General features: G+C 30.6%; 14 protein-coding genes. 11 read left to right on the top strand and 3 right to left on the bottom strand.

Features of this window, described 5'->3' with window-relative positions; translation table 11 throughout:
• Positions 1–109: 109 nt before the first annotated feature.
• From JOC47_RS06475 to JOC47_RS06465, 3 genes are all read left to right on the top strand, one after another.
• Entirely contained in the window at positions 110–793 is a 684-nt protein-coding gene (locus JOC47_RS06475; RefSeq protein WP_204701240.1) for a cytochrome c biogenesis CcdA family protein, read from the top strand.
• 65 nt (positions 794–858) lie between these two features.
• On the top strand, positions 859–1,404 hold the full coding sequence (locus JOC47_RS06470; protein WP_204701239.1) for a TlpA family protein disulfide reductase: 546 nt from the start codon (positions 859–861) through the stop codon (positions 1,402–1,404).
• Positions 1,405–1,418: 14 nt separating this feature from the next.
• On the top strand, positions 1,419–1,976 hold the full coding sequence (locus JOC47_RS06465) for a prolipoprotein diacylglyceryl transferase family protein (protein ID WP_204701238.1): 558 nt from the start codon (positions 1,419–1,421) through the stop codon (positions 1,974–1,976).
• 48 nt (positions 1,977–2,024) lie between these two features.
• On the opposite strand, the gene JOC47_RS06460 is transcribed toward JOC47_RS06465, so the two are convergent.
• Positions 2,025–2,234 (bottom strand): DUF378 domain-containing protein, encoded by a 210-nt coding sequence (locus JOC47_RS06460; RefSeq protein WP_239550954.1) that lies wholly within the window; start codon positions 2,232–2,234, stop codon positions 2,025–2,027.
• A 469-nt stretch (positions 2,235–2,703) separates the two neighbouring features.
• On the opposite strand from JOC47_RS06460, the gene JOC47_RS06455 reads away from it, so the two are divergent.
• From JOC47_RS06455 to JOC47_RS06445, 3 genes are all read left to right on the top strand, one after another.
• A complete protein-coding gene (locus JOC47_RS06455; protein WP_204701236.1) occupies positions 2,704–3,366 on the top strand; it encodes a transglycosylase SLT domain-containing protein in 663 nt (220 codons plus the stop codon).
• 153 nt (positions 3,367–3,519) lie between these two features.
• Positions 3,520–4,848 carry a glutamate-cysteine ligase family protein gene (locus tag JOC47_RS06450; protein WP_204701235.1) on the top strand — a complete coding sequence of 443 codons (1,329 nt, stop codon included), beginning with the start codon at positions 3,520–3,522 and terminating at the stop codon, positions 4,846–4,848.
• A complete protein-coding gene (locus JOC47_RS06445) occupies positions 4,820–6,151 on the top strand; it encodes a circularly permuted type 2 ATP-grasp protein (RefSeq protein WP_239550953.1) in 1,332 nt (443 codons plus the stop codon). Before JOC47_RS06450 ends, JOC47_RS06445 begins: the two co-directional genes overlap by 29 nt.
• 76 nt (positions 6,152–6,227) lie before the next feature.
• Here JOC47_RS06445 and JOC47_RS06440 read toward each other — a convergent pair whose 3' ends face one another.
• Positions 6,228–7,271: an HD-GYP domain-containing protein gene (locus JOC47_RS06440; RefSeq protein ID WP_204701234.1), complete on the bottom strand. Its 1,044-nt coding sequence runs from the start codon at positions 7,269–7,271 to the stop codon at positions 6,228–6,230.
• A 139-nt stretch (positions 7,272–7,410) separates the two neighbouring features.
• Between JOC47_RS06440 and JOC47_RS06435 the strand changes: the two genes are divergently transcribed.
• From JOC47_RS06435 to JOC47_RS06415, 5 genes are all read left to right on the top strand, one after another.
• Positions 7,411–9,453 carry a thioredoxin domain-containing protein gene (locus tag JOC47_RS06435; protein WP_204701233.1) on the top strand — a complete coding sequence of 681 codons (2,043 nt, stop codon included), beginning with the start codon at positions 7,411–7,413 and terminating at the stop codon, positions 9,451–9,453.
• A gap of 88 nt (positions 9,454–9,541) precedes the next feature.
• Positions 9,542–10,522, top strand: coding sequence for a glucosaminidase domain-containing protein (locus tag JOC47_RS06430; protein WP_204701232.1), 981 nt, complete (start codon positions 9,542–9,544; stop codon positions 10,520–10,522).
• A 97-nt stretch (positions 10,523–10,619) separates the two neighbouring features.
• Positions 10,620–11,213 (top strand): DNA-3-methyladenine glycosylase, encoded by a 594-nt coding sequence (locus JOC47_RS06425; protein WP_204701231.1) that lies wholly within the window; start codon positions 10,620–10,622, stop codon positions 11,211–11,213.
• Between the two features lie 179 nt (positions 11,214–11,392).
• The gene (locus JOC47_RS06420; RefSeq protein ID WP_204701230.1) at positions 11,393–11,878 is read left to right on the top strand and encodes an Lrp/AsnC family transcriptional regulator; all 486 of its coding nucleotides are present in this window, start codon (positions 11,393–11,395) and stop codon (positions 11,876–11,878) included.
• Positions 11,875–13,038, top strand: a complete 1,164-nt coding sequence (locus tag JOC47_RS06415; protein WP_204701229.1) for an aminotransferase class I/II-fold pyridoxal phosphate-dependent enzyme — start codon at positions 11,875–11,877, stop codon at positions 13,036–13,038. The genes JOC47_RS06420 and JOC47_RS06415 overlap by 4 nt, the downstream gene beginning before the upstream one ends.
• Positions 13,039–13,150: 112 nt before the next feature.
• Here JOC47_RS06415 and JOC47_RS06410 read toward each other — a convergent pair whose 3' ends face one another.
• Positions 13,151–13,996, bottom strand: a complete 846-nt coding sequence (locus JOC47_RS06410; RefSeq protein WP_204701228.1) for a DegV family protein — start codon at positions 13,994–13,996, stop codon at positions 13,151–13,153.
• Between the last annotated feature and the right edge of the window lie 62 nt (positions 13,997–14,058).

The raw sequence follows: 14,058 nt of genomic DNA, 5'->3' as shown, positions 1-14,058 counted from the left end.
CTATGTTAAAATAAAGACTAGTTAATATTTGGATGTTTTTTAGTAGGAGTAATATTAAAATATCCAAATATTAAAATATTAATTTTTATTTTAAAGGGAGGGAGAAAAAATGCAGGATGTTTCATTATTCATGGCAGTTTTTGCTGGATTTGCATCATTTGTTTCACCTTGTGTGCTGCCGTTAGTTCCAGCATATGTAGGTTATATTACCGGTAGTACTAGTGAAGAAAAACAAACTAAAACTTTTACTTTATGGCGAGCTATTGCTTTTGTATTAGGTTTTTCTTTAGTATTTATCATGATGGGGGCTACTGCAAGTTATATTGGAAAATTATTTGCTGAATACAAATTATTATTTCATAAAATCAGCGGTATTTTAATTATAGTTTTTGGGCTACATTTAATTGGATTGTTGAAGATGGAATTTTTATACAAAGAAGCACGAGTGGAAGGACCAAAAGAAGCTACTAGTTGGATAACTGCTGTATTGATGGGCATGGCTTTTGCTGCTGGTTGGACGCCTTGTGTAGGGCCAGTCTTAGCTTCTATTTTAGCCTATGCCGGTTCCTCTACTACTTTAGTACAGGGAATTATTTTATTAGTTTTTTATTCATTGGGTCTAGGAATCCCATTTATTTTAACAGCTGTATTTATTGAAAAGTTTATGGAAGTTTCGAATAAGGTCAACAAGTACTTACCTATTGTTTCAAAAGTAAGTGGGGCAGTCTTGATTATTTTTGGTATTCTATTATTCTTAAATAAAGTCCAAGCCCTAAGCCAATATTTTATATAATAAAGGAAAACGCCCACCGATTTGCGAAGAAGATAGAAATTTAAAAATTTAGGAAGGGGATAATTATGAGTAAAAATTTCAAAGTAGGATTAGTAATTGTACTTGCTTTATTAATTGTTGGACTAGGAGCTTATTATCAATTAAATAAGCCGACTACTAATAAACAGACAAAACAACCTGAAGGTGAAGTAGGAACTGATCTTAATAATATTGCACCTGATTTTGAGTTGACTAATTTAGAAGGAGAAAAAGTTTCATTATCTGATTACCGAGGGCAGTATGTTATTTTAAACTTTTGGGCGACTTGGTGTCCACCATGTCGAGAAGAGATGCCTGATTTAAATGATTTTTATGAAGAAAACAAAGAAGATTTTGTAGTTTTAGCTGTTAATTTGGGAGAAGAAAAACAAAAGGTGCGTCAATTTATTAGCTATGGTGGATATAGTCTTCCGGTTTTATTAGATAAAGGAAAGCAAATAGGAAGAGAATATAAAATCTCTGTAATTCCTACTTCTTACTTTATTGGCCCCCGTGGGAAGATACAATACATTAAAAAAGGAGCAGTTAGTAAGACAGAATTGAATCAAATCAAGCAGGATCTGCAAAAATAAAGGTAGGTTTTATTATGGACCCATATCTGATTGAATATAAATCATTAGCTTTAAGTTGGTTTTTATTTTTAACTTTAATAGCAGGAGTAATTGCTAATTTTATTTCTAAATTTCAACTACAAGATATATTAAGCCAAGAAGAACGAGAAGATCTGAATTTTTATGTAATAATTTTTGCTGTAATAGGGTCTAGATTATTATATGTTCTATTAAATTGGCCCTTTTATCAGAAAAATTTATTGGCAACATTTGAATTATCTCATTTAACTTTAAATTTGACTGGGGCATTGTTGGGAGGAGTAGTGATAGTATTTTATTTTTCTTGGCAGAATAATAAAGACTTCTGGCAATTAAGTTCTCGCTATACTAGTATAATTACAGTTGCTTTAATGATTGGTAGTTGGACTTATTACTTTGAAGGTCAGCTTAATTTTTTAGTAACTTTGTTATTATCATTATGGTGGGCTTTTATTGCAGCAGTTCAGTTTTTAATTCTAGACTATAAAGATAGTAAAAAAAGTATATTAACTTTATTTGTAATTGCTTATGGAATAGTTAGAATATTTATTTGAATTATCAAATCAAACAAAAGAGGTCTCCAAAATTGGAGACCTCTTTTGTTATTCTATTTGTGCTTCATCTTCTCGGAATAAAAAGCTAAATGAATATAGTCCAGCAAGTCCTACTAAAGCATAAATAATTCTACTAAAAGTATTAAGACCTCCGAATTCTACACCAGAAATAAAAGCAACTAAATCAAATCCAAAGATACCAATCAGACCCCAATTCAGGGCACCAATTATTATTAGAATTAGTGCAATTCGATCCATCTTAGTTTTCAACTCCTCACATAATAAATTTAGTTCTGAAATAAATTAGCATTTTGTAGTACTAAGGTTAACATAGTCAAGGTTAAAAATGAGTACGAATTTTAAAAGTTCAAATATATTCAAATTTAACTTTAGTATGTCTGAAACTATTAAATATTATTACATAATTAAATATTTAATTTTATAATAACTAGTATTAAACTTTATTTCTAATAACAATTGTTAATAAGGTACCAAAAAATTATAAATTAGGTTGTAATTATCTTTATATATTCTTTTAAACTAGTTTATCTAATTATAGATAACTCTTTTAAGGTTATAATAGATAAATTAAACTTTTAAGACCAGATATAAAAATTTAACTTGAAAAATTGGGTCAAATCATCTATAGTTAAAGATAGAAGGTGTTAATAAGAATAATTTTTATTAGTGGTTAGGATTTAGATAAGCTTATAAGGAGTGATCAATTATGAAACGAAATTATGGATTTATAATTTTATTGTTAGTTGGAATTTTAATGTTTGGAATAACTGGGACAGGACTTGCTTATGATCATCAAAATATGGAGAGTTACTTATCATATCGGATTAAATACATTCATGATATTGCCTATAATACTAATGCAAATCTAAGTAAGAAACGCGCTAAGGAATATGCAGATTCCATTTTATATTGGAGTGATTATTATTCTCGCGAATTAGAAGTAGATATTGACCCACTAGTTTTAACAGCAATTATTGAAGCAGAAACTAATTTCGTGTCTAAAGATAGTTATGATAATGGAGCTAGTATTGGAGTTTCTAGTATGAGGGTAACTACTGCTAAATGGATTGCTGATAGATTAGGGGTTGAATATAAGAAATGGCGAATGCTAGATGCTACTGATTTAGGGATTAGATTTACTGCTTATTATCTTGGTTTAGCCTATCAAAATTATAATAATGATGTGCATAAAGTAATTGTTTCTTATAACCAAGGATTTCATAAAACAGCTAAAAAAGATGTAGATCAATTTTATAATAATTATTTGTTCAAAGTTTTAGGTAGATATAATTATTATCAAAAACGTTTAAAATATTATGGACCCAATGGAGACGAATTCTTCAAGTATAAATTAGCACAATTGAATTAATAGTTAATAAAAGTCCCTTACTAAAAAAGTAAGGGACTTTTATTTTCAGTGACTTTATTATTTGAAGAGTAAATGATATAATCATAATAGTAATTAATATTGTTATCAAATTATATTAATTAGGTAAAGTAATTAAATATTGAGGTGAAAATAATGAAAAGAGAAGAACAGATTCAAAAGTTAAAATCTTTTTTTAATCAAGGAGAGCAGAGAGAAGAAACTATTGGTATGGAAGTGGAACATTTTGTTGTTAAAAAAGAAAATTTAGAGGCAGTAAATTATGATGATCAATTTGGAATTAGTGATATTTTAAAGAAATTTGACGGTCCTAATATAGAACAGCATCAAGAGGGTGAGCATTTATTAAAGTTAGTTGCTCCTAATTTTGATATTACTATTGAGCCAGGTGGACAATTAGAAGTAGGTATTCAACCACAGGCTAGTGTACGAGAACTTATGGAAGTATATTTTGATTTTTTGAATAAACTAGTGCCTATTTTAAATGAACAAAATTACTTATTAGTTACTTTTGGCTATCAACCTCAAAGTAAGATAGATGAAATCTCTTGGTTGCCTAAGAAACGCTATAAGATTATGGCTGATTACTTAGGAAAACAAGGAAAATATGCTCATAATATGATGAAAGGTACTGCAGCTTTTCAATTGGCATTGGATTATGAATCGGAAGAAGATTTCATCCGTAAATTTAGAGTAGCAACTGTACTTTCGCCAGTGTTAAGTATTTTATGCGATAATGCTCCTTTTTTTGAAGGAGAAATATTTTCTGAACAGGCTTTAAGGAATTTAATTTGGAATCATACTGATGATAGTCGGACTGGAATTATAGAAGAGGTCTTTGCTTCTGATTTTGGTTACCGCAAATATGCTGAATATATATTAAGTCGAGAACTTATTTTATTGAAAAGTGAAGGACAATATACTGCTACAAAAGAAAAAACCATCGAAGAAATTTTTAAGGATCGTGATTTAGGAAGTGAAGAATTAGAACATATTCTAACTATGGTGTTTCCTGATGTGCGGGCCAAACAATTTATTGAAATAAGAATGACAGATTCTGTTCCCCCCCAGTGCTTTTTAGCAGTTGTATCTTTTTGGAAAGGGCTTTTATATGATCAAGAAAATTTAGAGAGAGCAGTAGAATTTATTGAACAATTTAGTGTTGATGATATTATAAAGGCTAAAGAAGATATTATCGAAGAAGGATTAGACGCTCAATTAGGAGAGTATAATATTTTAGAAGTTGCTGATAAGCTTTTAACTTGGGCTCAAACTAGTCTTGGCCCTCAGGAAAAAATTTATTTAAAGCCATTAACAGAAATAATAAATAGAGAGACTACCTTAGCTCAACAGCTAAAAGAAAAAGTTGAAAAGTTTAATAAAAGAAAAGTTGTGCAGGATTATAGTTTAAATTCTTTAATAGGAGATGATGAAGTTGAAGGAACAAGCTTTTTCGGACTATAAAGAAATTATAGAGCAAGAAGCAATCAAGTATGAACGAGATTTTGAAAAGCTCTATCAACAGCTAGAAGGCTCATATGCTTACTATCAAGGCGAGGTTATTCCTTTTTTATATCAGCCGTTCTTTTTTAGTCAACAGGAAGAAGATTTCTTTGGGCAAACGTCTGAGCAATTAAGTTCAATTTTAGAGCAAGTAATTGAAGAGTACTTAACTAATGCAGAATTTAGATCTTATTTTAATTTTTCATCTGAGTTAGAAGAGCTGATTTTAGAAGATCCAGGGTATGAAGCTAACTTTCCTATGGCTCGCTTTGATATTTTTTATTATGGACCTGAAGAGCTTAAATTTTGTGAATTAAATACTGATGGTTCATCGGGAATGGTTAAAAGTAATATCTTAGAGGAATATTTTAAAGGTGCTGCTGCAATAAGTGAACTAGAGGAAAAATATAACTTAGAAAATTGGGATTTAGTGGACAGTTGGTTAGAAACTATGTTTGATGCCTATCAAGAATTTACAGTTAATGATCATCAACCTAATTTGGCCATTATGGATTTTGATAATTATGGAATGGTTGGTGAATTTGAATACTTTAAAGAACTATTAACTAACCGAGGTTATAATGTTAAAATAGTCGATCCTCGTGAATTAGAATATAAAAATAATAAGCTATATTGTGAGGATTTTGAAATAGATTTGATTTATAGAAGAGCTGTTACTACTGATTTAATGGAGCATTATTATGATTTAGAAGATTTATGGCAAGCTTATAAGAATCATGATGTTTGTTTAGTAGGTTCTTTTAGGTCACAAATTATTCATAATAAGATCATTTTTGCTATTCTACATGATCAAGAAAAGGTATCATTTTTATCTGAAGAGGAACGGAAGTTTATTAAGCAATATATTCCTTATACAGAATTGTTAGATACAGAAAATAGGGAACAATTAAATGAAATTATTGCTAAGCAAGAGCAATTAGTATTAAAACCTTTAGATGACTATGGAGCTAATGGAGTTTTAGTAGGGACAGACCTTGCGCAAGAAGTGTGGAAAAAAGAAGTGACTCAAATTTGGGAAGAGGGGCAAAATTATTTGGCCCAAGAATTTTGTTCACTGCCAGAAGAGGAGTTTGTAGAATTTAATGATGGGAATGTCAACTATAGTTCTTATAAGTATATTTTAGGTTTATTTGTCTATGACCAAGAATTTAAAGGTGTTTATACTAGAGCAGACCAACAGAATGTAATTGCTAGTTCTACTGGCTGCGTTACATTGCCTAATTTTAAGGTGAAAGAAAAGTAGTTTAATAATTACTAATATAACCAAAGGCCGACGTGATAATTATTACTTTGTCGGCTCTTGGTATATTACTTATTCATCATAAAATCTCTGAAATGAAGATGGTTTTTTCTGCTCCTAGATCAATTATTTTAGGCTCAATAGCCCGATTGACGTTATTATATTGGACTCTGACTACAGGACGTGGTCCTTTGTTTTTACGAACATTGACTACAACACCGACTTCATTGGTAGAAAGCCGGACTAATGTTCCTAAAGGATAAACTGCTAAATTATCTGTAAAGGCCTGTACTACTCTAGAATCAAATAAGATGTCTCCTCCGCCATATAAGTATTCTATTGCCTCATAACGGGGATAATCATTATATCTGATTAGAGTATCATATTGTTCACAAAATGCAATGATACGACCTCCTAGCGGTATTTCTTCGTGTTTTTGTTTATTCGGGAACCCACTGCCGTTCCAATTTTCGTGATGAGCTGTAATCATGTTACATACTTCGCGACCAATCCCTGCTTCTTTAGCTATATAATAGCCGTAAGTTGGATGCTGTTTCCATAATTCGTTTTTTGGCTCATTAGCTTCTCCTTTTTTAATTAAGAAAGGCATTTCTCCTAAGCCAATATCATGTAGTAGGGCCGCTTTAGCAATTTTTAGCATTTGCTCAGAATTCAAGCCCATAGCCCCTGCTACTAATATTGATAAAGCACAAGTTCTAACTGAATGTTTGAAGAATAATTCATTATCAATTATTTTCATGCGAGTGCATAATTTTAGAACTGTCTCATTATTAATTATATCATCTATTAAAAAACGAGCATTTTGAGAAATTTCGACCATTTTATTTGAAGTATTAGCTTCAGGTGTTTCAGGAGCTAAGTTTTTGATATTATCATTTAGTAGTTGCTTTAGTTGATTGTAAGTAGCAGTAGTAGCATCAATTAATAAAGTATAACGGTCTGCTACTGTTACTTCTTTTATTTTATGTTTTTTAATTGCTTGAATCATTTGTTGACTTACTTTAACTCCTTCTTTTAATAATAAATCTTTATTTTTTTGGGAATAAATAGATTTAGTTAGTACCATTCCTTCTAATAATTGTTTAGTTTTGATTTGAGGCAAAGTATCACTCCTTTTTAGGGACTCTTTATTATAATTTTCATATATTAATACTTCTATATTTTATATAATTTTCCTGCAAAGTAATGATAAAGTTTGTAAAAATAAAGAAAATATACTAAAAAAAGAGGGGGAATTGCAAATGCCAAAAGATTATAATCATTTGATTAGTGAAAAAAGCCCTTATTTGTTGCAGCATGCTCATAATCCAGTAGACTGGTATCCTTGGGGGAATAAAGCCTTTAATAAAGCTCAAACAGAGAAAAAACCGATATTTTTATCAATTGGTTATTCTACTTGTCATTGGTGTCATGTGATGGAAGAGGAATCTTTTAAAGATGAAGAAGTAGCGCAAATTCTTAATCAACATTTTGTTGCGATTAAGGTAGATAGGGAAGAACGACCAGATGTTGATAGTATTTATATGGAAGTTTGTCAGTGGTTGACTGGTCGCGGAGGATGGCCGTTGACAATAATTATGACTCCTGATAAAGAACCTTTTTTTGCAGGAACTTATTTTCCAAAAGAGAGTAAACAGGGAATGCCGGGTTTATTGAATATTTTGAGTAAAGTAGTACAAGAATGGGAAGAAAATAGAAATAAATTATTAGAAACTGGAGAGAAAATTGTAGAGAATTTAAAGCAGAAAGATATGGAACATTCAGCTACTGAAATAACAGAATCAGCAATAAAAGATTTGTTGACTGAGGGTTTTGAAAGTTTAAAACATAGATTTGATAAAGAATATGGAGGTTTTGGCACTGCTCCGAAATTTCCTCAACCTCATAACTTATTGTTTTTATTACGTTATGCTAAAACTAATAATAATCAGCCAGCTTTAAAAATGATAAGAAAAACTTTAGATAATATGTGGCGAGGTGGTATTTATGACCATTTAGGATATGGTTTTTCTAGATATTCTACTGATAGAAAATGGTTGCTACCTCACTTTGAAAAGATGTTATATGATAATGCATTGTTAACAATAACTTATTTAGAAGCTTATCAATTGATTGGTAAAGAAGATTATGCTGCTGTTAGCGAAGAAATTTTAAGCTACGTTCAGCGTGATATGACAGCACCTCAAGGAGGATTTTATTCGGCTGAAGATGCTGATTCAGAAGGAGAAGAGGGAAAATTTTATTTATGGTCTCAAGAAGAAATTAAGGATATATTAGGAGAAAAGAAAGGGCAGAAATTTTGTGATTATTATGATATTACTGTTACCGGTAATTTTGAGGGTGAAAATATTCCGAATTTAATTGGTCAAGATAAAAGTAAAATAGAATTAGATAATCAATTTGCTAGTGCTAAAGAAAAATTGTTTGCTCAGCGTGAAAAAAGAATTCATCCTGCTAAAGACGATAAGATATTAACTGCTTGGAATGGATTGATGATTGCTGCTTTTGCAAAAGCTTCTCGAGTATTAGGAAAAGAAATATATCAAGAGCAAGCAGAAAAAGCGGTAGAGTTCATTAAAGAAAATTTAATGAGAAATGATGGTCGATTGTTAGCTAGATATCGAGAAGGGGAAGCAGCTTATTTAGGATATATTGATGATTATGCTTTCTTGATTTGGGGATTGATTGAGTTATATCAAAGTAGTTTTAAATCTCAGTATTTGCAGTTAGCAATTAAATTAAATCAAGATTTGCTACATTATTTTTGGGACCAAAACGAAGGAGGACTTTATCTATATGGTAGTGATGGTGAAGAATTAATTACTAGACCAAAAAAGATTTATGATGGAGCTTTGCCTAGTGGCAATGCTATTGCTGCACTTAATTTTTGGCGCTTAGGGCAATTAACTGCTGATGAGAGTTTGTTTAATAAATTCGAAGAACAAATAAAAACTTTCTATCAGCAATTTAAAGCAAATCCGACATCTCATACAGCATCTTTACTATCATTATTTTCTTTTACAGATAAGGGAAGAGAAATTATAGTGACGGAAGATAGTTATAATAGTGCTGAAGATTTTTTAAAGATTATTAATGATAAGTACCTCCCCTTTAGTAATGTAATTTTAAATCTTCCTTCTACTGCTGCTAGTCTTGCTGATCTAAATCATTTATTTGAGCAACAGGAATTTGAAAATTGGGAACGAGGAGTACAAATTTGCCAAAATTATAGCTGTCAAACTCCAATTAGTACTCAGCAAGAATTAGATAATATTTTAAGTTAATTATTAATAATTTGAAATAGATTAAGTATATGGTATAATAAATTAAAAATAAATTGAAATAGTTAATTTAATTGGGGGTAATTTTAAATTGGACTTTAATTTAATGGAATCTGCTGAGAATTTAAGTATTGGACAAGCTAAAGTAATCTTAATTGTTTTTATTTTGACCATTCTTCTTTTGATAGTGGGATTAGAAGTTTTTGAGTCACGAAATCGATTAAGTGATGGTCAATTAAAATCTCGGCCAGAAGTTCAGATTAATTTACCTAAACCTGAATATAAAGAAGTAAACTATGAAAGTTATAAACAGTGGGAAAAGTTATTAGATAATTATAAAGTTGATCAAGCAGGTAGATTGCTAGAGATTCCTCCGGTGAAGATAGTTGAATTTCCGGAAAATATGGGCCAAATTGATAGTATTGATAAAAGAAAAAGGATCTTTTTTAACATTGTAGCAATTGGGGCTTATCATGCTAATAAAAGAATTTTACGACAAAGAGATAAGGTCACACAGCTATTTAATCAGTATTATGTTTTTGGTCATTTAGGTGAACAAGGTAAAGCTTGGCTAAAAGATAAATTTGAACAGTATGGAGTAAAGGAGAAAGGAGACTGGCAGACTCGAGTTAGCAGACTTAAGAAAAGATTAGATATTATTCCTTTATCTTTAATTTTAGCTCAAGCTGCCTCAGAATCAGGTTGGGGTACATCTCGTTTTGCTATTAAAGCGAATAATATATTTGGAGAATGGACTTTTGACCCTAATGAGCCAGGAATTATACCTAAACGAAGACCAACGGGCGCAACTTATAAAATTAGAAAATTTCCAAGTATAGAAGCAGCAATCAATAGTTATTTATTAAATCTAAATACTCATTTTGCTTATAATAGATTACGAGAAATCAGATCTGAGTTAAGAAAAGAAGAGAATAAATTAAATTCTCTTCAGCTATCAGCAGGGATAATTAAATACTCTGAGAAAAGAGAAGAATATGTAGAACAAATTAATAATATTATTAAATATAATAACTTACGTAAGTTCGATGAACTATTAAGAACTGATAAATAATTAATATTAAAGAGATATATTGAATATTAATATTTGGAAGGTATATCTAATTTAAAAGTGTTTATTTTAATAATTTATAATAGCAGGAGTGATTAGCTTGAAATTAGGATATAACTTCTACCAACAAGATGCATTAACTGTAGCTAAAGAGTTACTTGGCACTTTATTAGTTAGAGAACTAGAAGAAGAGAAGATAGTTTGCAAAATAGTTGAAACAGAGGCATATTTGGGCGCAGAAGATAAAGGTTGTCATGCTTATCAAAATAAAAGAACGGACCGAACAGAAGTAATGTTTAATTCTGGAGGGTGTGTCTATATTTATTTGATTTATGGGATTCATAATTTACTCAATGTAGTTGTTAATAGTAAAAATGTCCCGGAAGCGGTTCTTATTAGAGCTGTAGAACCTATTCGAGGGATTGAAATGATCAAGAAAAATAGAAATATAAAGAGTGATAAAAGGGAAAATTTAACTAATGGACCAGGTAAATTATCTCAAGCTTTGGATATTGATAGAGGATTAAATGGATATAACTTGGTGACTGGTGATAAATTGTATATAGAACAAGAAGAAACTGAAGAAAATTATGAATTAGTTTGTAGTAAAAGAATAAATATAGATTATGCTGAAGAGTATAAAGATAAGCTCTGGAGGTTTTATATTAAGAATAATTCATTTGTTTCAGCTTGAGTTAACTTAGGTAATTTATTATAATTACCTAAATCACTTGATTTGTACTCAATTAATTTGATATAGTGTGATTGTAGATAAGCAAGCTTAATCGTGATTGAATAAATGATGAATATAGATAATGTAGAAAAGTATGAAATAAAATAAATAAAAAGTAGTAGAGAGAAGGAGAGATGATAATGGAAAATGAGATTTTAGAGTTGTTGGAGAATAATAGTAATTTAGCTCCAGAGGATATAGCAACGATGATTGGAGCTTCAGTAGAGGAAGTTAAAGACAAAATAACTGAATTAGAAGCAGATAATGTTATTGTGAAGTATAATACTCTCATTGATTGGGATAAAACCAGTAGAGAAACTGTTACAGCATTTATTGATGTAAAAGTAACCCCAGAGCGAGATTTAGGTTTTGATGCTGTAGCAAAAAGAATTTATAAGTTCCCAGAAGTAAAATCAGTTTATCTAATGTCAGGTGGTTATGATTTGTCAGTCGAAGTAGAAGATAGAACAATGAAGGAAGTAGCATTGTTTGTAGCAGAAAAACTAGCTACAATTGATCATATTAATAGTACTTCTACTCACTTTATGCTTAAAACATATAAGAAGGATGGAGTAGTATTTAAAGGGGAACAACAAGAAAATGAAAGGCTAGCTGTTTCACCATGAATTGGGAGCAAGTAATTTCAAAAAAGGTACAAGATATTCCTCCGTCAGGAATCAGAAAATTTTTTGATTTAGTATCTGAGGTTGATGATGTAATTTCTTTAGGAGTAGGAGAGCCTGATCATGTTACCCCTTGGCATGTTCGTGAAGCGGCTTATTATTCTTTAGAAAAAGGTCACACGATGTATACTTCTAATTATGGTTTATTAGAATTAAGAGAAGAAATAAATAAATATTTAGAGTCTAGTTTTGGTGTTGATTATAATCCAGATGATCAAATTTTAGTAACAGTTGGGGTTAGTGAAGCGGTTGATTTAGCATTAAGAACATTATTAGAAGAAGGAGATGAACTTTTATTACCTGAGCCTAGTTATGTCTCTTATCAGCCAGCAGCTCAATTAACAGGTGCTGATGTGGTAAAAGTTCCTACTAAGCAGGAAAATAACTTTAAACTAGATCCAAAGGAACTGGAGAAAGCAATTACATCGCAGAGTAAAGTGTTAATTTTGTGTTATCCTAATAATCCTACTGGAGCAGTTATGTCTGAGGATGAATTAAAAGAGATTGCTGCTTTGGTTAAAAAGCATGATTTATTTGTTTTAGCTGATGAAATTTATGCGGAATTGACTTATGATGATTCCTATACTAGTTTTGCTAGTTTAGACGGAATGAAGGAAAGAACAGTATTGTTAAATGGTTTTTCTAAGGCTTATGCAATGACTGGTTGGAGAATTGGTTATGCTGCTGCTCCTGAGCCAATAATTAATGCAATGATGAAGATTCATCAATATACAATGTTATGTGCTCCTATTGTTAGCCAAAATGCAGCTTTAGAAGCATTAAGAAATGGTAATCAAGAAAAAGATAAGATGGTTAAATCATATAAGCAACGGCGTAATGTGATAGTTAAAGGTTTAAATGAGATTGGATTAGATTGCTTTAAACCTAAAGGGGCATTTTATGTATTTCCATCTATTAAATCGACGGGGTTGAGTTCAGAAGAATTTGCTCAGCGGTTGCTGCAAGAAGAAGGAGTTGTTGTAATTCCGGGAAATGTATTTGGTGAGAGTGGTGAAGGATTTATTCGCTGCTCCTATGCTTCTTCTTTAGAAAACATTTATGAAGCTCTTAATAGAATGGAAAGGTTCATTGAACAACTATAAATTTTAATCATAAGAAGAGACTAGGCAATATTGCCTAGTCTCTTCTTATGATTATTTATTCTATTTGTTTTTGATTCTAGCTCGGCGCTCAAAGTTCATAGTACACAGCTTTTTATTCTGGCGTAATAGCAACCCCAATTAACCCTGGACCAGCATGAACAATCATAGCAGGGCCAAGTTGACCAAGAAAAGTATCTTTTACATTACTTAAACTCTTAAATTTATTAACTAAATTTTCTGCTTCATCAATAGAACCACTATGCATAATATCTACTTTACTAAGTCCTTCTTTGATTTTACTTTTAGCAATATTATATAATTTATTGATTGATCTTTTACGACCTCGAGTTTTATCGTAGGTATAGTATTCTCCCACTGCATTAATTGAAATAATTGGTTTAATATTTAATAGTTCTCCAATTGTTCCTTTAACTTTTCCAATTCGTCCTCCCTCTTTAAGGTATTTTAAAGTTTTAACCACGAAGAAGACCTCAATAGAGTCAACTTTTGCTTTAACTTTATTAACTAATTCATCGAAAGTTAGTCCCTCTTGAATTAATTCTGAAGCATATAAGACTAAACGTCCTAATCCCATAGATAAACTTTTAGAATCAATGACCTCAACATTTAAATCATCAACTTGTTTACTAACCATCTGTACTAGGTTATAAGTGCCACTTAATCCACTAGAAATATGAATAGCTATCACATTATTGAATCCTTTTTCTTTGAGCTTTAATAAGGCTTGTTTAACTTCTTCTGGAGACGGCATAGAAGTTTTAGGGATTTCTGTTTCAAATTGTTCATAGATATCTTCTGGTTCAATATCGACCCGATCTTGATACTCTTTATCAGAATAAATAACTTTTAATGGTAAAATTTCAATTGGTAATTCTGTAAGTTTTCCTGGCGATAAATCACAAGTGCTGTCAGTTAAAATTGCAGTTTTGTTAGTCATATTATTTCACCTTCTTTGATTTATTTTCTGAATAATTAATTATATCATAATTAAAACAATTA

This window comes from Halanaerobacter jeridensis (assembly GCF_016908315.1).
Lineage (GTDB): Bacteria > Bacillota > Halanaerobiia > Halobacteroidales > Halobacteroidaceae > Halanaerobacter > Halanaerobacter jeridensis.
Note: the sequence above shows the minus strand (reverse complement) of the source record. Positions and strands in the feature narration are given on the sequence as shown.

What these genes read in the sequence shown, in the direction of transcription:
- JOC47_RS06450 (WP_204701235.1), top strand. Translation starts at nt 3,520, where the DNA reads ATGAAAAGAGAAGAACAGATTCAAAAGTTAAAATCTTTTTTTAATCAA.
- JOC47_RS06410 (WP_204701228.1), bottom strand. Translation starts at nt 13,996, where the DNA reads ATGACTAACAAAACTGCAATTTTAACTGACAGCACTTGTGATTTATCG.
- JOC47_RS06435 (WP_204701233.1), top strand. Translation starts at nt 7,411, where the DNA reads ATGCCAAAAGATTATAATCATTTGATTAGTGAAAAAAGCCCTTATTTG.
- JOC47_RS06455 (WP_204701236.1), top strand. Translation starts at nt 2,704, where the DNA reads ATGAAACGAAATTATGGATTTATAATTTTATTGTTAGTTGGAATTTTA.
- JOC47_RS06465 (WP_204701238.1), top strand. Translation starts at nt 1,419, where the DNA reads ATGGACCCATATCTGATTGAATATAAATCATTAGCTTTAAGTTGGTTT.
- JOC47_RS06460 (WP_239550954.1), bottom strand. Translation starts at nt 2,234, where the DNA reads ATGGATCGAATTGCACTAATTCTAATAATAATTGGTGCCCTGAATTGG.
- JOC47_RS06415 (WP_204701229.1), top strand. Translation starts at nt 11,875, where the DNA reads ATGAATTGGGAGCAAGTAATTTCAAAAAAGGTACAAGATATTCCTCCG.
- JOC47_RS06420 (WP_204701230.1), top strand. Translation starts at nt 11,393, where the DNA reads ATGGAAAATGAGATTTTAGAGTTGTTGGAGAATAATAGTAATTTAGCT.
- JOC47_RS06470 (WP_204701239.1), top strand. Translation starts at nt 859, where the DNA reads ATGAGTAAAAATTTCAAAGTAGGATTAGTAATTGTACTTGCTTTATTA.
- JOC47_RS06475 (WP_204701240.1), top strand. Translation starts at nt 110, where the DNA reads ATGCAGGATGTTTCATTATTCATGGCAGTTTTTGCTGGATTTGCATCA.